Source organism: Bifidobacterium italicum, from assembly GCF_002286915.1.
Classification (GTDB): Bacteria; Actinomycetota; Actinomycetes; order Actinomycetales; family Bifidobacteriaceae; genus Bifidobacterium; species Bifidobacterium italicum.
Genome location: NZ_MVOG01000023.1, coordinates 17,774 through 42,749, shown reverse-complemented (window position 1 = coordinate 42,749; position 24,976 = coordinate 17,774). Strand labels below are relative to the sequence as shown.

Sequence of the window (24,976 nt, the reverse complement as noted above, 5' to 3'; positions counted from 1 at the left end):
GGCCGCGCCGGTCACGCACATCTGGTTCTTCAAGGGTGTGCCGAGCCGTCTGGGCTATCTGCTCGGCATCGCGCCGAAGGANCCGGCGCGCCGAAGGCCTCGCCGGGCACCGCCGCCACATGGGCTTCGTCGAGCAGCGCCGCAGCCAGGTCCGACGAGGTCTCGAACTCGAGCCCGTTCGGCCCGACCGGCCTGTTCAGCAGTCCGCGAACGTCGGCGAATGCGTAGAACGCGCCCTTCGGCGTCGGGCAGTACACGCCCTCGATGTCGTTGAGCGCGGACACGATGATGCCGCGGCGCTTGTCGAAGGCCGCACGCATCTGCGCGACCGCGTCAAGCGGCCCGGCGACGGCGGCGAGCGCCGCGCGCTGCGCGATGTTGTTGACGTTCGACGTCATATGCCCCTGCAGTTTCGCCGCGGCCTTCGCGACCGGCTCCGGCGCGACCATCCAGCCGACGCGCCATCCGGGCATCGCATACGTCTTCGCCACGCCGTCGAGCACGATCAGCTGGTCGCGCACTTCCGGCACGACCGCGCCGACGTACGTCGTCTTCACGCCGTCGTAGGTGAGGTGTTCGTAGATTTCGTCGCTCACGACCCAGATGCCGTGCTCGACCGCCCACTGGCCGATGCCGCGGATCGTCTCCTCGCTCCACACGGCGCCGGTCGGGTTGTTCGGCGACGTGATGATGACCGCTTTCGTGCGTTCGGTGCGCGCCGCCTCGAGGTCCGCGACGTTCGGCTCGAAGTTCACGTCCGCGCCCGCGAACACTTCGACCGGCTTGCCGCCTGCGAGCTTGACGGCTTCGGGGTAGCTCGTCCAGTACGGAGTCGGGATGATGACCTCGTCGCCGTCGTCGAGCAGCAGCTGGAACGTTTCGTACACGGCCTGCTTGCCGCCGTTCGTCACGACGACCTGTTCCGGCTTCACCTCGTAGCCGCTGTCGCGCAGCGTCTTGTCGGCGATGGCCGCGCGCAGCTCCGGCAGACCGGCCGTCGGCGTGTACTTGTAGTTCTTCGGATCGACGACGGCTTCTGCGGCGACCGCCACGATGTCCTGCGGCGTCGCGAAGTTGGGTTCTCCCGCGCCGAAGCCGATGACGTCGACGCCCTGCGCCTTCATCGCCTTGGCTTTGGAGTCCACTGCGAGCGTGGCGCTTGGCGCGACGCGGTTGATTCGTTCGGAAAGAGAAAGGGAGTTGCTCATGCCCTCCATGCTATCCCTTCACATTGTCATCACAGCCATATGCCGGCCTTCCCGATTCACCATCCGGACTTCCTTCCCGATTCCCGCCGATTTCCATCCCGCTTCGCCCCCTCGTCAACCTTCTCGCCCGCCAAGCCTCCGATTCCCTCCCGACCCATCGACCCCACCGACGAACCGACCCGCGAACAGTCAGATTCCTGACCCAACCCCTCGACCACCCCGACGAAGCAGGACGCAAAACGGCCGTTGCGGGAGAAAACCGCAATGGCCGCCACTGCTGCGTCCCAGCGCAATCCGCCCCATCCTGGGCCCCGCGCTACACGAGCACGAGGTTGTCGCGGTGCACGAGCGGATGCGCGTATTCGTCTCCGAGCAGACGACGCAACTGCGCCGTGTTGCGGCCAAGCATGTCCGGCACCTCCTCGGAATCGTAGGCGACGAGCCCGCGCGCCAGATGGTTGCCCGCCTCGTCGTCGATCCACACGGCATCGCCGGCCGCGAAATCCCCGCGCGCTTCGAGAACGCCCGCGGCGAGCAGACTCGCCCGTCCCGCGCGCACGGCCGCAGCCGCGCCGGCATCCGCGACAAGCGTGCCCTGCGGATGCGACGCGAACTTGATCCACAGCCGCTTCGCCGAACCGCGCTGTTTGACCGGCGCGAACGCGGTGCCTACGCCATCGCCCATCAGCGCCGGACCGGCGTTCGACGCGCAGGTCATGACGGCCGGGATGCCGGAGACCGCCGCCATGCGCGCCGCCTCGAGTTTCGTGACCATGCCGCCGGTGCCGACGCCCGACCCGGTGCCGCCGACGCGGATCTCGTCGATCATCGCCGTCACGTTCGGCACGAACGGGATCCTGCGCGACTCCGGCTCCTTCGGCGGCGCCGTGTAGAGCGCGTCGACGTCGGTGAGCAGCACGAGCGCGTCGGCACATACCATGTTCGCGATGAGCGCGCTCAGGCGATCGTTGTCGCCGAAGCGGATCTCGTTGCTTGCGAGCGCGTCGTTCTCGTTGACGATCGGCACGACGCCGAGTTCAAGCATCGTCGCCATCGTGCGCCGGGCGCTGCGGTACTGCTGCGGCTGCATCGTGTCGCCGGCGGTGATGAGCAGCTGTCCGACGCGCACGCCGTAGCGTCCGAACGCCATCTCGTACTGCGCCATCAGCAATCCCTGGCCGACCGACGCGCACGCCTGCTGCGTCGCCACGTCGGTCGGGCGCGACGCGAATCCGAGCGGTCCGAAGCCCGCCGCGATCGCGCCCGACGAGACGAGGACGACATTGGCTCCGGCGAGCCGCACGTTCGCCAACGCGCCGGCCAACGCCTCGAGTTTGCCGACGTCGAGATGCCCGGACGGCTGCGTCAGCGAGCTCGATCCGACCTTGACGACGATCGTCTTCGCCGCCGCGATCGCGCGCCGCGTCTCCTCCGCCGTCCATGCGCCGATCCCGGATCGCACGCCGACGACCGCCGCCGACCCATCCGTCACATCCGCAGCCGACTTCCCGCCGACAGCCGAATCACCTGCAGCCGACTTCGCCGACTCGCCCACAGCCGATTCCTCCCGCAGCCGACCTTCGTCTCCACGCTGACCGGCCTGACCGGCCTTACCGACCAGACCGTCGGCGCCCGTCACGCTTCGTCTCCCTGCGAACCTGAACGACTCGACCCAGAGTCATCCGCATCGTCCTCGTACTCCTCCGGTTCGCCGCGGCCGAACAGCGACGTCTCGTCGTGCCGGTCGTCGTCGATCGACGGATCCGCCCAATGCCCGGCCTCGCGTTCGGCCTGCATCGCCGCGCGCACGGCGGCGCGCGCGTCCATCATCTCGTGGTACTGCCGGCGGCGTTCCGAATTCGTCCTGCGCCGCGCACGCGTGTCCTCCTCTTCAAGGCGAAGGTCGTGGCCGCGTGTGCCGAGCTGCGCGCCGTCGAGCATCTCCGCGCCGGCCGCGATTGTTGGATCCCAATCGAAGGCGACGGCGCGCGCGCCACGTCCGATGCGCACTTCGTCACCCGGCTTAGCGCCGTTCTTCCTGAGCGCATCCTCGACGCCGAGTTTCGCGAGGCGGTCGGCGAGGTAGCCGACGGCTTCGTCGTTGTCGAAGTTCGTCTGCACGACCCACCGTTCCGGCTTCGTTCCGGTGACCGTGTACCAGTAGTCGCCGTTGCCGTCCTGCTCGCGTTCGATCGTGAATTCCTGCACGTCGCCGTTGCGTCCGTTGCGCCGACGCGTTCCCGCTTCCTCGAGCGGCTTGATGATGACGCGTTCTTCTTCGGCGCTCGCTTCGCGCTCGGCGACGTCCTTGCGCATTTCGGCGACGAGGTTCGCAAGCGCGAAGTTGAGCTCTTTGAGGCCTTCGTGCGACGCCGTCGACACGATGTACACCGGCAGATCCATCTTTTCGAACTCCGGCTTGACGAATTCCGCGAGTTCCTTCGCTTCCGGCATATCCACCTTGTTGAGGATGATGACGCGCGGTCGTTCGGGGATCGGGATCGCTCCGAGCGGAAGTTCGAGTTCGTCGGCGTATTCGGCGAGTTCCTTCTCGAGCGCGCGGTAGTCGGCGACCGGGTCGCGGTTCGGCTCGAGCGTCGCGCAATCGATGACATGCGCGATGATCTCGGTGCGTTCGATGTGCCTCAGGAACTGCAGTCCGAGTCCCTTGCCTTGCGACGCGCCCGGGATGAGTCCCGGCACGTCGGCGATCGTGTACCGCATGTCGCCGGCCTGCACGACGCCGAGGTTCGGCACGAGCGTCGTGAACGGATAGTCGGCGATCTTCGGTTTCGCCGCCGACATCGCCGCGATGAGCGACGACTTGCCTGCCGAAGGGAAGCCGACGAGCGCCACGTCGGCGATCGATTTGAGCTCGAGGATGACGTCGCGTTCCTCGCCGGGCTCGCCGAGCAATGCGAATCCCGGCGCGCGACGCGTCTTGTTGGCGAGCGCCGCGTTGCCGAGGCCGCCCGCGCCGCCGGCCGCCGCGACGAACTCGTCGCCGGCGTGACGCAGGTCCGCGAGCACTTCGCCCGGGCGCTTCGGCTGGCCTTCCGCTCCGCGTGCGGTGAACACGACGGTGCCGACCGGCACCGGAAGCCGCAGATCAGCCCCCTGCGAACCGTCCTTCGTGTCGCCGAGACCCATCGTTCCGCTCTCGGCGTTGCGATGCGGCATGAACCGATAGTCCAGCAGCGAATTCGCGTTCGGGTCGGCCACGAAGATGACCGATCCGCCGCGTCCGCCGTTGCCGCCGTTCGGCCCGGCCAGCGGCTTGTACTTCTCCCTGCGGATGCCCGCCGACCCGTTGCCGCCGTCTCCGCCCTTCACATGCACTGTCACTCGATCTACAAAGTCACTCATAGCCGACCATTCTATCCAACCGCCTCTATCCCTTCCGCTTCTCCCACCAACAGCAGTCCATGCGTCCCCACATCTTCAAACTGCCACCCCAACAGCCCCCGACGGCAGTATCAAGGTGACCGCACCCAAATACTGCCATCCACAGCACCCCAAACAGCATTCCGTGGGTGACCTCACCCACAGACGACCATCCACACCGCCACCGACGGCATTCCGTGGGTGACCACACGCACAAACGACCGCCCACACCACCGCCAACAACCGACCGCCGCTCGACCACCCGCAGCAAACGCAGGAAGGCCCCGCCAAGCGGCGGGGCCTTCCGAAAAGTATGTACTGTGCTTACGCGATCAGTGCAATCACTCAGCGACGACGTCGACGACCTTGCGGTCACGGCGAACGCCGAAGCGCACCTGACCATCGGTCAGAGCGAACAGCGTGTGGTCCTTGCCGACGCCGACGTTCTTGCCCGGGTGGAACTTGGTGCCACGCTGGCGAACGAGGATGTTGCCGGCGACGACGGCTTCACCGCCGAAACGCTTCACGCCGAGGTACTGAGGATTTGAATCGCGACCGTTACGCGAGCTGGACGCGCCCTTCTTATGTGCCATTTCTAGTTCCTTTCAGTGTCTGACTGCAGTCTTCCGATGCCGATTCGTCCGAGCGAACTCAGGCGATCTCGGTGATCTTGACGGCGGTCAGCTTCTGGCGATGGCCCTTGCGACGAGCAACGCCGGTCTTGTTCTTGAACTTCTGGATGCGGATCTTCGGGCCCTTGGCCTCGTCGTCCACAACCTCCGCCTTGACGGTGATCTTCGCGAGATCCGCCGCCGCAACGGTGACCTTGGAGCCGTCCACGACGAGCGCAACCGGGAATTCCACGGTTTCGCCGTTCTTGGCTGCAAGACGATTCACGAGGATCGTATCGCCGACCTCGACCTTTTCCTGATGGCCGCCGGCCTTCACAATCGCGTACATATTCGTTCCTTTATTCACTTGGGAAGCTTACTGTCCGGCGCGTGCGAGCCTCGCGGCCAGACACCAGCAATCTAATATACACAGTCCCATGAACATCCGTTGACCATCCGCGACACGCCGATGATACTCGCCGATGCCACGCACCGACGTCCGACGCTGCCGCGCTGCCCGACGTCTGCATCTCCCCAACCTACTCCCGCCAGCTGACCAGCGTATAGCCGCCGCACACGCGCCGCGCATTCACTCCCGCTCCAAATACACCGCCGTTCCCGCCGATTTCCCGTTACCCCCTGATTATGTGATTGCCACCCACATCTTACGGGGGGGTAAAATAATGTGGTTGTCACTCACATAACAGGGGGGATAACGATTTCACCGACTATTCGGCCCCTTCTGACCTCCACTATTCCCACCGTAGATTCAGACGCCCTCCCACCCGCTTCCCGGCCGAAAACGTAAAAACGGGACGCACCGTCGCGGTGCGTCCCGTTGGGGGGAAGAATCAGTTTCATGATAGGCACTGGAAGTAAACCCCGTGTATCATTCATGAAACACGTGCTCTATCATACTCGTATTCATCCGTCAATGTGCGGCGTCGTCCCATTTTCACACACTCTCCGCATCCCGCCCATCACGGATCGCCGAGCCGGATGCGTCAACCCGGTTTCACCCCTCCTGCGAGCATCCCTGCGGATAGTTCGGCATGCGGAAATACATCCGCATCTCTCCCGCAAATCCTTCAAAGCCGAGCGCCCCGTAGAACTCCGTCAAGGCGTCGTTCAACGGATCCACGACGAGCGCACGGATGCCCACGTGCAGACCAAGCTGCAGCGTCCTGTCCGCTGCGTCGCGGACAAGCGCCTTCGCAAGGCCCTGATGCTGATACTGCCGGGCGACCGCAAGCTGCCCAAGCAGCACGGCAGGAACCAACATCGGAGCATTGCGCCGCATCCATGGCGCATTGGTCTCGCTGCGCACCACCGCCGTGGAACTGAGCGTATATGCTCCCGCAAGCTCGCCCGTGTCCTTGTGATACGACAGATACAGCGCGGCACTGCCATTCTTGTTGGACGCATTGCCGTGACGATTCAGCCAGCCGTTGATCACCGGCTCCCCGCAGTCGAACCCGTCGAAATCCACATGACTCCTGGCGCGTTCCGGCCGCGTGAACACCATCGCCGTCATGCCCACTCCGGCTGATAGGCAAGGAACTGCTTCTGCTTCTCGGTCAGCGGCTCGTCCAGATGCTCGACGAACTGATTGAAGGCCTCGTCGGACAGCCGAATGATGTCGGTGATGTACAAGTCACGTTTGGCATCCTTGATGAGGTTCTCGACGCACCATGTGGTGAGCCGAGAGCCGGTGGCGGCACTCGCCTGTTCGATGAGCTGTTTCTCGTGTTCAGTGAGCCGCATATCGATGCGGGCGGTTCGCCTATCTGTCGTCATGCCAGAATTGTACGGAGATTCTCCGTACAATGCAATGCAAGTCCACCTCAGGATCCACAGCAGCCCCAGATTTCCTCCTCCTCCCCCATATCCCGGCTACCTGGGCTGAGAACGCCTCAACGGGCCACCAATCCGCCCGAATCATGCCACAGCGGGCCACATCAGCCACCGAACACGTCCAACCACCGGCCGCAGAGCACTCCCCGACCAACACCCTAAATACCAAAAAGAGGGAAGGCCACCCTCCCGAATGGCCTTCCCTACCGATCGGCGTCAGCCGCTGCGATCACTTCGCGCGGCTCACGCTTCCTTCTTGCGGCTCTTCACGATGAGCAGCACGCCAAGCACGAGCGCCGCACCCGCCACGACCACGACGAGCGCGATGTCGGCACCGGTCTGCGCCGGCGGCTTCGGCGTCACCGGCGGCGCCGGCTTCGTGTTGGTGATCGTCACGCTGGCCTCGTCCTCCGCCGTCATGTCGTAGTCGGAGATCGTCGTGTATCCGGCCGGCACGTCCTTCTCCACGACCTTCCAGTCGTTGCCGGATTCGAGCTCCGCCCACGTGTGCTGCCAGTTGTTCGCGTCGGACAGTTCGACGGTCTCCTGGCTTTCGCCGTTCTTGAGCAGTTCGACAGTGATGGACTTCGGCCGGTCGTTGTTGCCGGCGTCCTTCCACACCTTCTTGACGTTGAGCGTCTCGGTCTTGATTTCCGGCACGACGCAGTCGCTCTTCGGCTCGATGTTGACGACGCGCTGGTTCGCGCCGTCCTCGACGTGCACGTTCGGCAGCGCGACGAGCATCGACGAGCTCGCGCATTCGAGCGTCTTCTCGACGAGGCGGTCCGCGGTGACGAGGAACATGCCGTCGCCGACGTTCTCGAACGTGACGTTGCCGTCCGCGTCGGTCATCGCGCTGGCGGCCGGCTCAGTGCCGTTGACGTCGATGTATCCGGCGAGCGTGTTCGCCATGTCGCGGAAGGTCTGCGGATCGGCGTTGAGCACGTCCCAGTTCACCGGGTACTTCTCGGCGTTGGCGAAGTCGCCAACCGGCTCGTATCCGCCTTCGTTCGCCCACTTCGCGACGTTGTAGACGTGGAACACGACGCCTTCGAGTCCGGCTTCGTCGTGCGCGTAGTGGACGTTGATGGTGCCCTCACCGTCTCCTGCGACGACGGTGGATGCGAGGTCGGTGCGATCCTCGGTCGTCGTGATGGAGTCCTTGACCTCTGTGTCCGTGGCCGTGTCGTCCGCGTAGACGTTCGGCAGTCCGATGGCGAAGCTTGCGATCAACGCGCCCGCGCACAGCGTCGCTGTGGCGATGCGCTTGCCGATGGTAAGCCGTTCCATATTGTCCCCCCTTGGGTTGGTGAGGTGTTCTTTCTTCTCTTGGTTCATTATAAGCGTTGTGGCGGCGCTCCGTGTCAGCGTCCCGCATGTTTGGCCGGGGTGCCTGACACGGCGTCGCGTCCGCGTTTGCGACCGCGGTGCACGATGAGCCAGATGATCCAGAGGATGAACAACACGATGGCGAGTGCGATGCCCGCGATGATGAGCGTCCGCTGGTTGTCTGCCTTGTCGTATGGGGTTTCGTCCGCGTTCGCCGGCGTGGGGATCCGGTGGCCGCGTACGAGGAGTCGGTGCGAGTTGACTCCGTATGGGGTGCAGGTGATCAGGGTCGCGTAGTCCTGATCCGGGTCGAAGTCGAGGTCGCGCATTTCGTTCGGCAATACGGTGCGTATCTGGTCGATCTGATACGTGTACGTGTCGTCGAGGACGTGGAATGCGAAGGTGTCGCCTTCTTTGAGACTGTCGAGTCCGGTGAAGAGCTTCGCCGACGGCAGTCCCGTGTGTCCGGAGATCGCCGTGTGCGTGTCTTTGCCGCCGACGGGCAGTGACGATCCGGCGAGGTGTCCGCCGGCGATCTGCAGCACGGTGTCTTCGGTGCCGTGGTAGATGGGCAGTCGCACTTCGAGTTTCGGAATCGTGATGTATCCCATGATTCCGGTGCCTGTGACGTCGAGCGTCTTGTTGTACTGGTCCATCTGTTCGTCGGTGAGGTGCCAACGGTCCGGCAGCGTGTTGAGTTGTTCGTTGTAGGCGTGGGCTTGGGCGAGGAGTTCTTTCTTCTTGTCCGCGCTCATGTCTTTGACGGTTTCGACGTATCCGGCGACGGCGCGCGACGCGTGCATCGTGTTCCACCAGTTGGCGAAGGTCGGATAGACGAGGAGCCCGATGCCGGCAAGCAGCACGAGCGCGAAGAGCGCGATCATGACGTTGATGCCGATGTTGCTCTTCTTTTTTGTCTTTGTTGTGGGTTGATTGCTTGTGGCGTTGATGGTCTGTTCCTCCATAAGGCTGCCGCCCGTCGATTCCTGTGCGGAGCCGGCGGGCGGCGTAAGGGATGAGGAATCGATACTACCGTCAGTCTGGGATTCCAGATTGGCCGAGTGCCGATTCCTCATATCACCTTTCCTTGTGGGGTGTCACTCAGGCCTGACGGCGACGGAGCGCAACCGCGAGGCCGATGCCGGCGATCAGGACGATCGCAGCGCCAGCGACGTACAGCACCGTCGTACCCATGCCACCGGTCGACGGGAGCTCGTTGCCCGACTTGTTCTCGATCGTGGTCGCAACGGAACCCGTGCTCACAGTACCGGTGAACGCATCACCGCCACCGAGGCTGTTCAGCTTCGGATCCTCGGAGTCGATGTCGTGGTCAGCGGTGACAGTAAACACGACATCAGCAGCCTGGTTGTAGCCTGCAGGAATGTGCGTTTCGACGAGCTTGTATTCACCGGCGTCGATGCCTTCCCAACCGATGGTGTACTTGCCGTCTGCACCCTTGACAACGGTCTTCTCGGCGTTCGGTTCCTTGTCGTTGGTGTACTCAACGTAGGTACCGGAGGCGTTCTTCTTGTACAGCGTGAACTTCGGCAGGTCGTTATCGGCCGGAGCGCCAACGTCGAAGGTCTTCTCAACGTCGACCTTGTAGGTGAAGACGGTGACCTTGTCGTCCGGGGTGAACTCGGTGTCGCCGGTGCCGTCGTGGTTGCTGTTGTTCGAGAACTCAAGCTTGGCGGTGTTCGGGTTGCCGGTGGAGCCGATGACGGCAGAAGTGTTCAGCTTCGCAGTGTATTCGACAACAATCTTCGTGTCCTTGGTAATCGAGACTGCAGCACCATCAGCATCGGTTGTGATGGCCATCAGATTGTAAACAGGGTCTGCCTCAGTTCCGGTGTTCTTGACGGAAACCGTGAAGGTTTCGCCGACCTTCGGATCAGAAGTCAGATCCTGTGCAGTCGTAGTCTTGACGTCGAAGGAGCCGGTGATATCCTGCTTAGTCGTCGTGGTTTCATTCACGTTAACCGCATAAACCTTGAGGTCGTTATTGCGCGTCAGACCAGCCGACAGCGAGTCGTGGAACACATAGTTGAAAGTGTCGAAGGACGTCAGGTTCTTCGGCAGCGTACCGGTCAGCTGGAACGGGACGTCATCGCCGATGTTGTAGTCGGCGCCATCGATCCACTGATTGGCGGTCTGGCCGTTGGAGGTGTCATTGTCCTGGACCTTCTTGACGAGGGTCACGGTGCCGTTCTTGACGGCGATGTTCGTGTCCGTATCAAGCGCGGTGTCCACAATGAACGAGGAATCGGTGTTCGCATCCGGGTCACCGTTCACCGTCTGGTTGAACAGGTAGTAGCCACGCGGAATATCGGTGAAGGCAAGCGAGGTTCCACGGGCCGTCTCCGTGAGATCCGGCCCAATGTTATTCGTATCATCGGCGTCATTATTCACGGCATTGATGGCAGTCATGACTTCGGCCGCGAAGGCGCGAACATTATGGGAATCGCTGTTGGTCGTGGTGTCGTTAGTGCTCAGAGCCTTGATGCCATCGACAATCTGCTTATCAGTAACATCACCGGTCAGACCAAGCGCGGTCTTCAGCACTGCCGCATACTTGTCATTGACCTCGTAAGCGACCGAAGTGCCGCTGATGCCGGTGACGTTGAGCAGGCGATAGCCCTCATACTGATCGTCCGCAACGGTGCCGTTCAGCGTAATGTTACCGGTACCAACCGGATCTGCACTAGCAGAGGTGGCACCAATGAAACCGGTGGCGGCGATCGCAGCGGCGGAGACCGCAGCGGCGAAGCCCTTCCAAACCTTCTTCATGTTATCTCCTTCGATTGATTGTCAAATTTTATAAACCTTGCGATTCATAAAACTCTTTTTACTTCCCCCCGGCATTGAATCGAATGATTCGAGCAAGGGAGGTGCCGTCTCGCGATAACCGATGCAGACGGCACCAAATCTTTAATTGTTCATCGTTGACTGTGATTGTTTAGATGCGTTTCCTCATCGCTATCGCACAGCCTACCATCGATATCGCTGTGAGCGCAAACCCGAACAGCACAATCAGCGTGTTGCCTTCGCCACCGGTCGACGGCAGCTCGAAGCCAGGCGTGTTCGGAATTTTGTTGCCGGAAGCAAGTGCCGTAGCGCCGTCAACGGAGATCGTGATGCCCGAAAGGTTGTCCTTGGAGACCGTGAATGTGTAGGTCTTGTCGGACGGATAATACCCGTCAGGCGCCTTCGATTCGGTGAACTGGTATTCGCCCCAAGCGAGATCGCTGAGCTTGAACACACCCGGCGTGGCATCGCGATCATAGGTCCATGCAGGCTGAGAGGGTTTTTCCGGAACAGCGCAAGTACCGCTTGCGCAGTCCGTAACAATGTATTCCTCACTGAAGCTCGTCGCTCCTTCTGCCTTGAACTTGATCTTCCATTCGGCGCCCGCAAGAGGCGTATCCAACGCCTCAGAGCTCACCTTGGTCCAGTCAACTGTACCAAGCAGACGCTTGTTGCCAATAGGACTTCCAGTAACCGTCACAACATCTTTACCATCGGCCTTGATCTCGAATTCGTATGGGCCGCCCATCGACTCATAGCCTGTAGGAATCGTCGTTTCGGTGATGCGATACTTGCCTACCGGCAGCTCCTTAATCAGGAACTTACCCTTATCAGGATTCACATCCTTATAGGTAACCGAGGCATTGCACGGCGACTCCGTGCAATCCAGGACCTCATTGAGCGTCTTCCAGTTCGTGCTGCCGTCGGCATTCTGAACCTGCTGCTCAAGGGTCCATCCGGAACCGCCAAGAAGCTCCTTGGTCGTGTCATCCTGCTTTTCCCAAGCAACCTGCGTCGGCTTATCGGAGATCCAATGCTCATTGTCATGGACATCCGGCTCTTTGCCTGCAGTCCACGTCAACTCACCGTTCTTGACGGTGAAGCCGTACTCCGTCGTATTGAGCCAGTACCCGGTAGGAGCCTTGAACTCCTTCAACGTGTATGTGCCGTTCGGCAGGTTCTCGATCTTAAAGCGGCCTACACGCGGATCGACATCATGCGGAGCACTCGGATCGGTCGCTTCTTCGGCCTGCGGAGCCGCATCGTTGGAAACATCCATCACCGGTTCCACGGAAGGGACCGCCTGCGCACGAGCCGGAGCCGCAGAGCGAACAGAGCAACCAGAAGGCGGCGTTCCTTCAGTCACAGGGGCATACCAGCCGTCGATGTAATAGCTGGCAGCCGTGCCGGGAATTGGAATATCCGTCGTACCGGGTTTACCGTTAGCCGGGTATTTATCATCATTGTTGTTGCCGGTGACGATCACCTCAAAGGTGCCAGTGAGCGGCACGGAGAGCTTCCACCACGAATCGGATCCGCACTGGACCTTCTGCATTGCTGTACCGGGGAACGGCTTGTTGTCCGTGGTGTCGTTCCAATAGTACAGTTTGGCCTGGCTACGATCAGTCCACTTCACATACACGTCCGTGGAGGTACGTACGGGCTTCGCCTTAACCGTGACGGTAACGGTATCGTTCTTATCGCCCGCATTCGCCATGATGGTAGCGGAACCTGCCTTCTTTGCAGTCAGCTGGCCATTCGCATCCACTTCAACGACACTAGAGTCGCTGGAACTCCATTCCACACCCACACCGGCGGGATCGGTCTTGGCAGTGAGCTGCTTCGTCTCCCCCTCCTGCAGGGAAACCTGTTCAACATCCGAACCATTCATCTGAATGGTCACAGATTGCACGGCGACCCGCTTACATACGATGGTGATCTGCGCCTGCTTGGTAGGATCCGAAACGGATTGTGCAGTAATAGTCACGTTCGGATCTTCATTATCGGCAGTGTTGCGCAATACAACGATCTCGCCAGTGGGGCTCACCGAGACCAAACCAGGATTGCTGGAAGACCATCTCACATCCTGGATGGCTTCACCAACCGGCAGAACGTTGGCAGACAGTTGTGCGTGAGAACCGGTTGTGAGCTCCAGCGACTGCGTCACTGTGCCGTCATGCAAAATCTCCACACCGGTAACCTGTGCCGTGTAATCACGGATAGTCCACTCCTGCTTGGGTTCGGAGTCAGTACGTGTGAGAGTCCATTCCGAGCCCGAGAGACCAGCGTAGGATGCATCACCATCCGCATACTTGCCCCACTCGACGTCAGCGCCTCCCGACTTGTTCACAATGCCGGACGTACCGGAGAGGTCCTTGTCGGCTGCATTGGTGATTTTAATACCCTGAGCGGTATACACGTTGCTGATTTTGCTGTAGTTCTCGGAATCGCTATTGCCTGTAACAATCTGGTAGATGTTCGCACTCGGCACATATCCGGTCGGTGCTGTGATCTCCTTGATGTAATAGGTCGCATTCTTCCCGAGGTTCTGAATCTGGAACTTGCCCTGTGCCTGATCCTGATCCACAAGGGGCTGATTATCGGTGACAGTCACCAAGACGTTGCGGTTGTTGACCGCATCGTCCTTGGAACCGAAGACCTGGAAGGAAGCCAAAGTGGAGCCATCTGGCAGACCGGAGATGACGTTACCGTCGCCATCCACCTTCTCCCAGCTGATGGTCGGGCAGTCGGTCTTGACAGTGGCGTTCCATCCCTTATTGTGGCGTTCCTGATCCATGTCAATGATGGAGGCGGAATCGCCCTCACCAACATTGTCACCGAAGGTGTACGCCTTGGTGGGGTTGTTCATATAGAAGTTGCCATTGACCCATACACGGCCGTTTGTGGTCACATGGTCATCAAAGGCGCCATTGGTGTTGGGCATCATGATGGAGCCGAGCATGGCGGCCGCGGGATCGTCGGATACGCTTGCTGTACCGCTGTAGTTACCTGTTGGGAACTTGTCGTTAGCGCCGTCATACCATGTACCAGTCGGCCACTTGTATTCCTTCTTTGCCGTGATGCTGGCGTTCGACGCCTGCCCACCCTTGATGGTCAACGATGCAGTCTTGTTGAAGTTCCACATGATGGCGCTCATGGCGGCGACATACGCCTTCTGCTTGGCATCGCTCGTATTATCATACAGCGAATAGCCATTGCCGATTTCATACTGGTCCCAGTTGTTACCGATTTCCTTGTCGCCAGCCCACCAGAACCGCCAACCGTTATTGAATTCGATGTTCTCTTCGCCAGTGACGTTGATGACGATGGATGCGCCGGTGGGAATCTTTTCGAATGCGAAAGACACACCGCCCTTGCCATTGTTGCGCAGTTCTGTAGCGGGAAGGTTGAACACCTGCAGCTTGCTCGTACCGTCGCCTGTGAACTTGATGACTCGTTCATCCACATTGAAGGTGGCCTCGATGATGGTTCGTGTTTTAATATCCCGATTGCTATCGTAGATGGATACCCCACCCGAATTGTACTTGGTGCGCTTGTAATTGCTCTGGCTGCTGGTTGTAGTGGTATATGTGCCGGTCTCAGGCAAGCCAGCCAACTGATCCGACTGCGTGGCAATCGTTGTGCCGAAACCACTACGGTCTTTCGTCTCGCCACTAATGTTAACGCTCTTCAGAGGATTTGTTTGGCCCCACTGAACATTGCTTTCAACATTGTTGTTGTACACGGACGTCCAGCTCCAATCCGGACCAGGATAATTGGTACCGGGCGTAAGACCGTGCAGACCCATCGCTTCGCTTGCTCCACCGGCGATCTTCGCAGTGTAGTTAGGCTCGCTGGCGCTGTTGGACCCCAACCATCCACGGCCGCGACCAGGAATGTTCTGGTTGTCATTCCAACCGAGAGCGTTGGTGTCGATATTTCGCGCGTCCTTCATGCCGCTCATCTGAGAGTTGCTGCCGGCAATCACCAGTGCGTCACCCTCGGTGGGACGGAACTGACCACCGAAGCCGACAATGCCGAAGCGGAAACCGCGGCCACTGTAGTTTACGCCGTTGGGACCATAGTTTGCGCCCCAAGAGTTCTTGACACTGTGGATGGCCAAGCGACCACCGACCAGCGTGGCACCTTCGGCTTCCACGGCATAGGACTGCCCCGGGGTGTTGCCGCCGTTCCCGTAATTCGCCTTCACACCGGCTGAGGGGTAACCGATATACATATCCTTGCCAACCCATGTGGCGATGCCATTGTCCTGTTCGGCATTGCTGGTGTCGTCACCGAGAGGCTTGTCCTCAGGCACGCAGATGCTACCATTGGCCAATCCGTCATCGGCATTCGCCGCCTTCGGCATCAACGCGGGAACGGCGGTGGCGAACATCATCGCTACCGCCGTGAATGCAGCGAGCAGGCGGGGCTTGGCCGATGTGGCCGGCCCGCGGCCGCTCCCGTGCTTCATCCTCATAGGTTCTTCCCCTTTTGCTCTTTCCCCCCGATCCGAGGCGGACCGGGACGTTTCCTCCAAGTGCTTTCTGGTGTTGCCGACCAGCTGGATGCTGCGGTGAATCCGTCTGCAATCCTTCGCAGTCGCATCCCTCCTCTTACCGGTGGCAACGCCTTCGTTTCACATATGTACTGCATTTTACCCGAAGCTGAAAGGTAATGCGTACATCCAACAAAACTGAACCGCTTAAGATGCACTCCTCAAACGTTTGCATCGGCGTTTCGCCGTGGGAATGAGTCGGGCATCGGCAGCAGCCGTTGTCTGTGGACGATCAATTGAATCACGAAAGCCCTTCTACGACAATCGATTCGGCGCCTTCCCCACACACTTTTCACAATCCATCTCACCCACCTGTTCCACGATGCGAGTGCGCCGGGGCGTCTCCGCGCGAGTTTCGACCCGTTTGCAGCAACCCGCATCATCCATTGGGAGCCTGTGCCTGCGGGTTATCCCCGTATAAGACCGTCACCGGCCCATCCCGTCCCCACTCCTGACAACGTACGCATTCTCCAATCAATTCGCCACCCATTGCCCATCCCAGCTCCCCTCTCCCCCAAACCGCCCCAGTGAACGTATCCGCCCCAATCCGCACCCGGAACGATCGCAAACAGCTCTCTCAGTGAACGTCTCCGTCCCAATCCGCACCCACCGCAATCGCGACGAACGGATCTAGCAAACATCCCGTACACAATGCTCATCCACAATGATCGCAAACGTTGATGCTCGCGATTATGCGAATGTAAGGCCACGCCAGCATGATCGCCATCCCCGTCGCGCCATGCGCAGTCCACTCGGGGACTAGTCCGTCCTATCAAGCATACTTACGGATAAAGGATTGGACTCTAAAAGTTCGGGTCCTACCAGTGGGTGGAGCTGAGGCGCCACCCACATTCCATCTTCTTCGTTCCTCTTGTATTGGTATGCCCATGGAACGCGCAACACGATCCTGCTCGCCCTGCGCCGGCGGCTACAACGCCAACCACGCCGTACACCACCGGCCGTAACGGGACTTGGACACCGGAGGATTCGAGATGCGGGGAACACCTCCCATTGGAGGCTGGTTCCCCGCATCGTTTTTCGCGGATCTGGCGCATCTACAGTGCGGCATCATACCGCTTATATGTGTTTCCGTATATCTGTGCCGCACCTTACGCGCAGCACAGGTATTGGGTTAGCTGATGCTGAGATGCACCTTTTTGCCCATAGAGCGGGCGATTCGATCCAGTGTCTTCATGGATGGGCTGGTGCGGCCACGTTCGATGCGGATAATCGTGTTGTGGCTCAGTCCGCTTCGTTCCGCGAGCTGGTCTTGTGTCAAATGCGCCTGCCGTCTTGCTTGGGACACCGCGACCGCCGCGTCGAGGCTGCGGCATTCCTGCTCATACAGTCGTGCCACCTGCGGGTCTTCTTCAAGCTGCTCACGCAGCAGGTCATCGAAACTGGTCAGAGGCATGAGTTTCATCCTTTCTTCCTGTAAAGTTCGTAGATTGCTTCCGCTTTCCTTATTTCACTTGGCGGCGTCTTCTGCGTTTTCTTGGTGAAGCCGTGTGTGATGACATAGCATCCAAGCACAGGTGGTCCAACCCGACTTCAAGGCGCCTTTCCAATCCAGCAGTCATAGGGCTAACATGCTCTCCGGCTTCAAGGGGAAGCCAACTACATCACATGGTTGTAACAGCGAGGAAAGGAACAGCAATGAGCTATACGATCGGGGACTTCGCGCGTGACCACGACATCACGCCGGAGGAAAACGCACAAGCCGTCGCCCAGCTGCGGCGGAACATACGCCTGTACGAACTACATGCAGCCCGCAAGGCAAGCGGTCCGACACAGGCCAACCGGCCGAATGCATGGGCGTCAATCTGCACCCGTCGTGATCGCCACGAACCGTCCCAGTGAACGTCTCCGCATCAATCCGCACCCATCTCGTTCACAACGGACCGCCCCAGTGAACGCATACGGCGCAGGCTGCACCCGGGACGATCGCAGACAGGTCTCTCAGCGAACGTCTCTGCATCAATCTGCACCCGCCGTAATCGCGGCGGACTGGTCTAGCGAACATCTCGCACGCAGACCTCCCCTACGATGATCGCAAGCGCCGACGGTTGCGATCATGTCGGCTGCGAGACCGCACCGGCATGATCGCCAAATCGACCCGCAGAACCCGTTACCGACGTACGGGAACCCCGGCTTCGCGCAGTTTCCGTTGCAGCATCGCCGTATTGTTCAGGTCCTCCATCCGGATGCGCACCACGGTATGGACGCCGGCACGCTTCAGGCCCTCGACCCGCTCGCGTTCGTCGTCGATGATGCCGCCGAGCGAGCGCCCCTTCGTCATCTGCGGATCGGTGTACTTGACGAGCCCATCGAGCTCGACGACGATGATCGCGCCATCGGTGCAGAGCCACAGAAAATCCACGCGGTAGGTGCGCCCGGTCTGCGGATCGACGAAAACCACCTGCATCTGCGGCACCGCGAACCCGCATTGGACGAATCGGGCCAGCGCCTTCGCCTCGCCGCCATTCTCGACAAGCGGTGTCGCATATTGGAACACGGCCCGCGGCGCCTTGCCTATCTCGCCGTTATGCGCCGCGCATCCGATGATCGACGTCAGTTCCACACCGTTGTGCAGCACGCAGCACACGACCTGCATCGCGGCGTCGAACGGCAGCATCCGCGCGCAATCGGCCGCCGTCCGCTCCGGCGTCGTCACCTTCACGCCATCTACGCGGATGCACGATCCGGCACCCGAGCGGATGCGGTGCATGTGGCGGCTGTCTCCTTTCCCATTGCGCATCGTGCACATCACGTCGACCTTGCCACTTCGCAGCGCCTCCTTTACCGTGTGGTAGTCGATCCACAAGCCGAGTATGCATGCTGCGGCGACGCCGCCGAAGACCCAATCGGGATGAATCTGCGCGAGACCGCGAACCAGGTGGCACATCTGCTCGATCGGCGTCAACGCCTCCCAGGTCGTGCGCCGTATGAACAATCCGGGCATCGGCGACACGATCTCACCCGCCCTGCGCCGACGCATCAACGCCTGCCGCACCCCGTTATCGGTGGCGTGCAGGCATCTGCGGGCCGCCTCCGCCTCATCCAGCTGCTGCTCCATTGCCGCATGTCTGCGCATGATGGCTCCTTTCCTCGCATTCCCCCGCACTCCATCGACGGGATGTGAGCCCATACGCTAGCCGCTCACCACACCACGCCGCCACCTGCGCCGGCACCTGTGTACGGACGCCCCCGTTGTCCACATTCCCTCCCCGGCGAACCGTTCCGCCGAGCGGCGCACCCAATCTGATCGCAACAGCATACCTCAGCGAACATCCCCGCCACATATCGCACCGCTGATGATCGCAACCGCACAACCCAGCGAACACCCGCGCCGTACGCCGCACCCCGGACGATCGTAACCGCGCCCATTAGCGAACCACCTCGGCACATCCCGCACCCAACCTGTTCGCAACCGCACAACCCAGCGAACATCCGCGCCGCACACCGCACCCCGGATAATCGCAACGCGGCCATAGCCGCCATCCGCGCACAGAAACACACGAAGCGGAGCGACCGAAGACCGCGTCCAAACCACAAAACGGCCCACCGAAAACACAGAACGGCCGTGGGCGGAAGCGTCAGCCTCCACCCACGGCCGTTCAGACTACATATACACGCGCGGACAACCAGCCGCCCGCGGAGGACTAGTCCTCGTTCTCCTCGATGTGTTCGATCTGCACCTCGAGGGTTTCTGCGTCGTTGAGCGCGTCGTGGATCTCCTCTTCGGCGTTCGTCGCCGCCACGGCCGCCGCCGCGATCTGCGCGAGCTTCTGCTTGACGGCGTCGGACGACCCCTGCGGCACCGACGCGCCACGCGCGGACGACGTCCCGCGCCCTGCACCATGCGCACCATGCGCACCATGCGAGCCGGAGCCGCCGTGCGCTTCGCTGCCGTGGCCGTGCTTGTTCGTCTTGACGAACGGGTCGCCGCCCTTGAGCGCGTACGGGTCGTCGTAGTCGCTGGAGATCGTCGGCTCGTCATGCACGATGAATCCGCGCCCCTTGCACGTCGGGCATTCCTCGGAGAACGCTTCGACGAGACCCTGTCCAATGCGCTTGCGTGTCATCTGCACAAGGCCGAGCGACGTGACTTCGGCGACCTGGTGCTTCGTACGGTCTCGCGCGAGGCACTCCACGAGCCGCCGCAGCACGAGGTCGCGGTTCGCCGGCATCACCATATCGACGTAATCGATCATGACCATGCCGCCGATGTCGCGGAGTCGCAGCTGACGCGCGATCTCCTCGCTCGCTTCGAGATTGCAGCGCGTCACCGTCTCCTCAAGCGACTTGCCGCGGCCGATGAAGCGGCCGGTGTTCACGTCGATCGTCGTCATCGCCTCGGTGCGGTCGATGACGATCGAGCCGCCGGACGGCAGGTACACCTGACGTTCCATGCCCTTGCGCAGCTGCGAGTCGATCTGCCACTTGTCGAACACGTCCTTGCCTTCATGCTCGGCAGGATCCCACTTCTCCAGCTTCGAGCTCAGGTCGGGCGCCATCGTGTCGAGATACTGCTCGATGCGCTCGTAGACGCCGTCGCCTTCGACGATCATCTTGCGGAAGTCGTCGTTGAAGATGTCGCGCACGACGCGGATCGCCATATCCGGCTCGCCCTGCAGCAGCTTCGGCCGCTTGCCGTGGCGGAACTCCTCGAACTTCTTCTGGATCTGCTCCCACTGGTGCGCGAGCTGCTCCATGTCCTTGACAATCGCCTCCTCGGACGCTCCCTCGGCGGCCGTGCGGATGATGACGCCCATGTCCTTCGGCGCGACCTTCGAGACGATCGACTTCAGCCGGCTGCGCTCACGGCTGCTCAGCTTGCGGCTGACGCCGGTCATGCCGCCCGACGGCACGAGCACAAGGAAACGACCCGCAAGCGTCACCTGACTCGTCAGACGCGCGCCCTTGTGGCCGATCGGATCCTTCGTCACCTGCACGAGCACCGGGTCGCCGGAACGGAACGCGAGTTCGATGCGGCGCGGCTGTCCCTCGAGACGCGTCGTGTCCCAGTTGACCTCGCCCGCGTAGAGCACGCCGTTGCGCGCCTGGCCGATGTCGACGAAGGCCGCCTCCATGCTCGGCAACACGTTCTGCACGCGGCCGAGGTAGATGTTGCCGACCGTCGCGACCTCTTGGATGTCGGAGACGTAATGCTCGACGAGCACGTTGTCCTCGAGCACCGAGATCTGCGTGTGGCGGTCGCGCTGGCGCACGACCATCAGTCGGTCGACGTTTTCGCGGCGCGCGAGGAAGTCCTGTTCGAGCAGCTGGTTCTGGCGGCTGCGTTCGCGGCGGTTGTCACGGCGGCGCTGCTTCTTCGCCTCAAGACGCGTGGAGCCTTCGACGTCGGTGATCTCGTCGATGTACTGCTGCTTGCGCGAGCGGTGCGTCGTCGTCTCCTCTTCGGCGTTCTTGCCGCCGCGGCGGCGACGGCGGCGACGCGTGACCGTCGCCTCCTCGTCGTCCTCGTCGTGGCTTCCGCTTTCCCCGTCGTCGTTCTTGTCGTTCGACTTGGTCGTCTCGGCGTCGGCGTCCTGCGAGCGGCGCGAGCGGCGACGGCGACGCGTGCGCATCGGCGTCTCCTCGTCCTCGTCGTCCTCGTCGTCGGCCTTCTTCTTCGCGTTGCGCGCGATCGCATCGTCGATCGGCGCGTACGTGATGTCGTCGAGCACGAGGTCCTCCTCGATCTGCTCGACCTCGGCCGCGGCACGACGCTCCTGCGCGTTGAGGCGGCGGTTCGACCTGCGCGAACGGCGGCGCGACGACGTCATCTCCTCGTCACCGTCGGGATAGTCGCGAACGCTTGTCTCCTCGCCCGCTTCGGTGGCCTCGGTGGTCTCGGCCGCGTCGTCGTCGCGCGTGTCGGTCGTGCGGCGCGAACGACGGCGGCTGCGCGGCGACGGCGATTCCTCGCCATCGTCCTGCGACTTCGCCCTGCGCGAGCGGCGCGACGACGTCGACGGTTCGTCGTCATCGTCCTCATCGGCGGACGATGCACGACGCGGACGGCGGCGCGACGACGGCTCGTCGTCCTCGGCCGCGGATGCACGGCGGGAACGACGGCGCGGCGCCGGTTCGTCCTCGTCATCATCGGCCGCATAGCGGCGGGACGGGCGGTCGGACTCGTCGTCGCCCGGCTGCGGGATGACGGGCTCCTGGAACAGCAGCGACGTCATCGGCCTCGACGCGCGGCGGTGCGACGCGCGGGCGGATTCATGGTCGGCGGTGTCATCGATGAAGTCGTCGAGCGCATCGACGGCTGCGGTCGAGGAACGGCCGCGCGACGACGTCGAGGTCGCGCGTGTGCGGCGGCGACGCTGCTTCGGTTCGCCGTCAGCGGAATCCTTGTCGTCCTGCGACGAGGTGATCGACGGCGCAGGCTTCGACGCGGGCAGCGCGGGCACGCTCGGCTCGCGGAACAGCGGCGCGTGCTCCTCCACCTTGAGCTCGACGGAGGCGTTCGCGGCGCCGGCGTCACGCACGACGCGGCGGCCGCGACGGCGCGGCGCCGGCTGCGCGACGGTATGTTCAGTGGTCTTCTCCGCCGATGCGGAGGTTTCGTTCGCGACGAAATCATCAGTCAAATCGGGCACAATGCTCCTAGCGGCGCGCCATGCTGCAATCACGGCGCAGACGTCCTGGCCCCATGCGTTCTCACGCCATACTCTCACTATGGCCGCGCGGGTCGCGCACGCTGGTGGCAATCCAAAAGTCAATTCAAGCGATGGCGGACACCTGCGCTCGCGGTTTGCGATCCCGTTCTTCCGGGTTCAACGCGAGGGGATCAACGCCAACGGTTGCTGGGCGATTTTTGCAGAAAACCGCCATGTCTCAGTATGACACAACTCATGGTCCAACGGGCGACGGCGTGGACGGCTGCGGGACGTCCACGGGACAGATCCTCGGCGCGGACGGCGACCTCACCCGCAAACCAGCCTCCTCGCGGGACAACCCATCGAACCGGGCTCCGAACCAGGACGTTCCGGGGCGAACCATCGGCACGGCCGGCGAACCAACCCGCGAACCGGCTCTGCTGCGGGGCGATCCATCAAGCCAGCCGACAACCCCACCCGCAGCGGGTCGAGCCGTCGACGCGACCGGCGAAACCACCCGCAGACCAGCTCCTCAGCGGGCCATCACATCGACGCGGGCGACGAAATCACCCGCAATCTGACTTCTCCGCGACCCAATCCGTCGACGGGGACGACGGAACGGTTCGGAAAACAGTCGGCTTTGCGTCCCGGAACGTCGACGGGGTCGACGAAACGGGACGCGCGGTTCAGCTCAGCCAGTCGGTGAGGATGCCGGCCATGAGCGTCAGGTCGGTTTCGGGCAGCTGTTCGTCGTGTTTGTGCGCCAGCAGCGGGCTGCCGGCGCCCAGGTTGACGGCGGGGATGCCGAGCTGCGAGAAACGCGCCACATCGGTCCAGCCGAGCTTCGCCAACGGCTCACGGCCGGTGCGTTCGCGCACGAGCTCGACAAGCGACTGCACGAGCGGATCGTCCATGCCGGGACGCGCGGACGGCGACTCGTCCTTCATCTCGATGCCGAAGCCCTCGAACACGCCGCCGGTCGCGACATGCTCGCCGTTGCCGAGCTCGGCGCCGCAATCGGCACCCATCATCAGCGCCTTCGCCTCCGTCAGCGTCTTGTCCGGGGCGAAACGGTAGTTCACATGGACGCGGCACTCGTCGGGGATGACGTTCGTACCGTTGCCGCCGCAGATCAACGTCGCGTTGAGCCCTTCCTGGTAGGTCAGGCCGTCCACGTCGATCGCCTTGTTCTCACGGGCGTTGAGTCGGTTGAGGATCTCGGCGGCCTTGTGGATCGCGTTGTCGCCCATCCACGCGCGCGCCGAATGCGCGGCCACGCCGTGCGCGACGACGTCGAAACGCATCGTGCCGTTGCAACCGCCCTCGATGCCGCAATCGGTGGGTTCGCCGATGATCGCGAAATCACCGACGATCCAATCGGGATGCGCCTCGACGACCTTGCGCAAGCCGTTCTTCTCGGCGGCGACCTCCTCATGGTCGTAGAAGACGAAGGTCAGGTCGTACTTCGGGTCGGTCAATGTGGCGGAGAGGAACAGCAGCACCGCATCCGAACCCTTCATGTCGGTCGCGCCGCGCCCCCAGATTACGCGCTCGGACGGATGGTCGGCGGCGACGTCCTCGCGGATCAGCGGGTCGCCGGGTTCGAGCCACAGCGGCGGGAAGTTGTCGATGACCGGCACCGTGTCCAAGTGTCCGGCGAGCACGACGCGATGCGCCTTGCCGAAATCCGTCGACGCGACGAGCGTGTCGCCGTGGCGGCGCACCGTCAGATGCGGCTGCGCGCGCAGGAACGCCTCGACCATGTCCGTGAGCGGCCCCTCGTCGTCGCTCACCGAGTACACGCCCATCACCTGCTCCATCAGATCGTTGAGGTTCCGCTGGTCGCTCGCGGCCGGATCGATCGAAATCGCCGACGCAGGCGGGATTGGAGTCGCGGTGGAGGATGCGGCGGGGGCCGCAGAGGCCGGCGCCGATATGGTCGCGGCAGTGGAGGCCGGTCCATTGGATGCGGAAGTGGCGGATGCGGAGTTGGAAGTCATCGAAATCTCCAGATACAAGAAGGATTCGTAGTAGGTTTTGTTCGCACATATCGTAACAGCTGAGCCAACTCTACAGCCGTCGCGCCCGCAGTGCGGGCATAGGGGCGCCAGCACCGCGCGCCACGCCTTCTGGCGTCCGCGATTGTCGGTGACATCGACGGAACGGGACGGAAACAGCTCTGTTAGCATCCCGATCCATCAAAGCGCGCGACGAACCGGGACGGAAACAGACTCCCTAGCATCCCAATCCATCGACGCGCGCGACGAATCGGAACGAAACCAAGCCTCTCCGCGTCTCGGAACGCCGACGTGCACGATGAAACGGGACGCTACGGGACGGACCATCGACAGGGCCGATGGAGCCACCCACGGAACGGCTCCTTTGCGTCCCGATTCATCGACGGAATCGACGGAACAGGACGGAAACAGGTCCCTTTTCGGGATGGGACCTCGGCACGCGCGACGGAACGGGACGCTGCGCGTGCCGAAGCACCGCCACGGTCGACGAAAACACCCACGAACCGGCCTCTCAGCGTCCCGGCTCATCGACGGCACCGACGGAACGGGACACAATCAGGCCCCACGTCCCGAAACGTCGGCGCATGCGACGGAACGG

Annotated in this window: 18 protein-coding genes and 1 pseudogene; 3 read left to right on the top strand and 16 right to left on the bottom strand. The window is 62.1% G+C overall.

The window, feature by feature from the left end; translation table 11 throughout:
* Positions 1–83 precede the first annotated feature (83 nt).
* From B1400_RS06090 to B1400_RS10160, 13 genes and pseudogenes are all read right to left on the bottom strand, one after another.
* A pseudogene (locus B1400_RS06090) lies at positions 84–1,217 on the bottom strand (pyridoxal phosphate-dependent aminotransferase); the annotation flags it as partial.
* Positions 1,218–1,524: 307 nt separating this feature from the next.
* Positions 1,525–2,658 carry a glutamate 5-kinase gene (gene proB, locus B1400_RS06085; protein WP_095613538.1) on the bottom strand — a complete coding sequence of 378 codons (1,134 nt, stop codon included), beginning with the start codon at positions 2,656–2,658 and terminating at the stop codon, positions 1,525–1,527.
* A 185-nt stretch (positions 2,659–2,843) separates the two neighbouring features.
* Positions 2,844–4,574, bottom strand: a complete 1,731-nt coding sequence (gene obgE, locus B1400_RS06080; protein WP_095613533.1) for a GTPase ObgE — start codon at positions 4,572–4,574, stop codon at positions 2,844–2,846.
* A 359-nt stretch (positions 4,575–4,933) separates the two neighbouring features.
* Positions 4,934–5,185, bottom strand: a complete 252-nt coding sequence (gene rpmA, locus B1400_RS06075; protein WP_024541051.1) for a 50S ribosomal protein L27 — start codon at positions 5,183–5,185, stop codon at positions 4,934–4,936.
* A 58-nt stretch (positions 5,186–5,243) separates the two neighbouring features.
* Entirely contained in the window at positions 5,244–5,552 is a 309-nt protein-coding gene (rplU, locus tag B1400_RS06070) for a 50S ribosomal protein L21 (RefSeq protein ID WP_024541052.1), read from the bottom strand.
* 666 nt (positions 5,553–6,218) lie between these two features.
* The gene (locus tag B1400_RS06065; protein WP_095613532.1) at positions 6,219–6,737 is read right to left on the bottom strand and encodes a GNAT family N-acetyltransferase; all 519 of its coding nucleotides are present in this window, start codon (positions 6,735–6,737) and stop codon (positions 6,219–6,221) included.
* The gene (locus B1400_RS06060; protein WP_095613531.1) at positions 6,734–7,000 is read right to left on the bottom strand and encodes a type II toxin-antitoxin system TacA family antitoxin; all 267 of its coding nucleotides are present in this window, start codon (positions 6,998–7,000) and stop codon (positions 6,734–6,736) included. Before B1400_RS06060 ends, B1400_RS06065 begins: the two co-directional genes overlap by 4 nt.
* 300 nt (positions 7,001–7,300) lie before the next feature.
* Entirely contained in the window at positions 7,301–8,347 is a 1,047-nt protein-coding gene (locus B1400_RS06055; RefSeq protein WP_157909649.1) for a Cna B-type domain-containing protein, read from the bottom strand.
* 74 nt (positions 8,348–8,421) lie between these two features.
* Positions 8,422–9,351, bottom strand: coding sequence for a class C sortase (locus tag B1400_RS06050; protein WP_235607358.1), 930 nt, complete (start codon positions 9,349–9,351; stop codon positions 8,422–8,424).
* A 136-nt stretch (positions 9,352–9,487) separates the two neighbouring features.
* Positions 9,488–11,173 (bottom strand): isopeptide-forming domain-containing fimbrial protein, encoded by a 1,686-nt coding sequence (locus B1400_RS06045; protein WP_095613529.1) that lies wholly within the window; start codon positions 11,171–11,173, stop codon positions 9,488–9,490.
* 169 nt (positions 11,174–11,342) lie between these two features.
* Positions 11,343–15,671, bottom strand: a complete 4,329-nt coding sequence (locus B1400_RS06040; protein ID WP_095613528.1) for a SpaA isopeptide-forming pilin-related protein — start codon at positions 15,669–15,671, stop codon at positions 11,343–11,345.
* A gap of 1,210 nt (positions 15,672–16,881) precedes the next feature.
* A complete protein-coding gene (locus B1400_RS06035; RefSeq protein WP_235607357.1) occupies positions 16,882–17,163 on the bottom strand; it encodes a helix-turn-helix transcriptional regulator in 282 nt (93 codons plus the stop codon).
* Positions 17,164–17,168: 5 nt separating this feature from the next.
* Positions 17,169–17,282 (bottom strand): type II toxin-antitoxin system RelE/ParE family toxin, encoded by a 114-nt coding sequence (locus tag B1400_RS10160; protein WP_095613527.1) that lies wholly within the window; start codon positions 17,280–17,282, stop codon positions 17,169–17,171.
* A 123-nt stretch (positions 17,283–17,405) separates the two neighbouring features.
* Here B1400_RS10160 and B1400_RS06025 point away from each other — a divergent pair, with 123 nt between their 5' ends.
* On the top strand, positions 17,406–17,609 hold the full coding sequence (locus B1400_RS06025) for a hypothetical protein (protein WP_095613526.1): 204 nt from the start codon (positions 17,406–17,408) through the stop codon (positions 17,607–17,609).
* A 268-nt stretch (positions 17,610–17,877) separates the two neighbouring features.
* On the opposite strand, the gene B1400_RS06020 is transcribed toward B1400_RS06025, so the two are convergent.
* On the bottom strand, positions 17,878–18,825 hold the full coding sequence (locus B1400_RS06020; RefSeq protein ID WP_095613525.1) for a myosin/kinesin family protein: 948 nt from the start codon (positions 18,823–18,825) through the stop codon (positions 17,878–17,880).
* A gap of 586 nt (positions 18,826–19,411) precedes the next feature.
* Positions 19,412–21,943 carry an Rne/Rng family ribonuclease gene (locus tag B1400_RS06015; RefSeq protein ID WP_407641076.1) on the bottom strand — a complete coding sequence of 844 codons (2,532 nt, stop codon included), beginning with the start codon at positions 21,941–21,943 and terminating at the stop codon, positions 19,412–19,414.
* A gap of 496 nt (positions 21,944–22,439) precedes the next feature.
* Here B1400_RS06015 and B1400_RS09700 point away from each other — a divergent pair, with 496 nt between their 5' ends.
* A complete protein-coding gene (locus B1400_RS09700; protein ID WP_157909648.1) occupies positions 22,440–22,607 on the top strand; it encodes a hypothetical protein in 168 nt (55 codons plus the stop codon).
* 439 nt (positions 22,608–23,046) lie between these two features.
* On the opposite strand, the gene dapE is transcribed toward B1400_RS09700, so the two are convergent.
* Entirely contained in the window at positions 23,047–24,180 is a 1,134-nt protein-coding gene (dapE, locus tag B1400_RS06010) for a succinyl-diaminopimelate desuccinylase (protein ID WP_235607356.1), read from the bottom strand.
* 7 nt (positions 24,181–24,187) lie between these two features.
* Between dapE and B1400_RS09950 the strand changes: the two genes are divergently transcribed.
* Complete coding sequence (locus B1400_RS09950; RefSeq protein WP_235607355.1) at positions 24,188–24,391, top strand: hypothetical protein; 204 nt, start codon at positions 24,188–24,190, stop codon at positions 24,389–24,391.
* The last annotated feature ends 585 nt before the right edge of the window (positions 24,392–24,976 follow it).

Excerpts from the sequence above, each read along its gene's own strand:
- rplU (WP_024541052.1), bottom strand. The coding sequence starts at position 5,552 with ATGTACGCGATTGTGAAGGCCGGCGGCCATCAGGAAAAGGTCGAGGTC.
- obgE (WP_095613533.1), bottom strand. The coding sequence starts at position 4,574 with ATGAGTGACTTTGTAGATCGAGTGACAGTGCATGTGAAGGGCGGAGAC.
- B1400_RS06015 (WP_407641076.1), bottom strand. The coding sequence starts at position 21,943 with ATGACGTCGCTGCTGTTCCAGGAGCCCGTCATCCCGCAGCCGGGCGAC.
- B1400_RS06040 (WP_095613528.1), bottom strand. The coding sequence starts at position 15,671 with ATGAGGATGAAGCACGGGAGCGGCCGCGGGCCGGCCACATCGGCCAAG.
- B1400_RS06060 (WP_095613531.1), bottom strand. The coding sequence starts at position 7,000 with ATGACGACAGATAGGCGAACCGCCCGCATCGATATGCGGCTCACTGAA.
- B1400_RS06025 (WP_095613526.1), top strand. The coding sequence starts at position 17,406 with ATGAGCTATACGATCGGGGACTTCGCGCGTGACCACGACATCACGCCG.
- B1400_RS06050 (WP_235607358.1), bottom strand. The coding sequence starts at position 9,351 with ATGGAGGAACAGACCATCAACGCCACAAGCAATCAACCCACAACAAAG.
- B1400_RS06055 (WP_157909649.1), bottom strand. The coding sequence starts at position 8,347 with ATGGAACGGCTTACCATCGGCAAGCGCATCGCCACAGCGACGCTGTGC.
- B1400_RS09700 (WP_157909648.1), top strand. The coding sequence starts at position 22,440 with ATGGCCGCGCGGGTCGCGCACGCTGGTGGCAATCCAAAAGTCAATTCA.
- dapE (WP_235607356.1), bottom strand. The coding sequence starts at position 24,180 with ATGGAGCAGGTGATGGGCGTGTACTCGGTGAGCGACGACGAGGGGCCG.
- rpmA (WP_024541051.1), bottom strand. The coding sequence starts at position 5,185 with ATGGCACATAAGAAGGGCGCGTCCAGCTCGCGTAACGGTCGCGATTCA.
- B1400_RS06065 (WP_095613532.1), bottom strand. The coding sequence starts at position 6,737 with ATGACGGCGATGGTGTTCACGCGGCCGGAACGCGCCAGGAGTCATGTG.
- B1400_RS06045 (WP_095613529.1), bottom strand. The coding sequence starts at position 11,173 with ATGAAGAAGGTTTGGAAGGGCTTCGCCGCTGCGGTCTCCGCCGCTGCG.
- B1400_RS06035 (WP_235607357.1), bottom strand. The coding sequence starts at position 17,163 with ATGCCTCTGACCAGTTTCGATGACCTGCTGCGTGAGCAGCTTGAAGAA.
- B1400_RS06020 (WP_095613525.1), bottom strand. The coding sequence starts at position 18,825 with ATGGAGCAGCAGCTGGATGAGGCGGAGGCGGCCCGCAGATGCCTGCAC.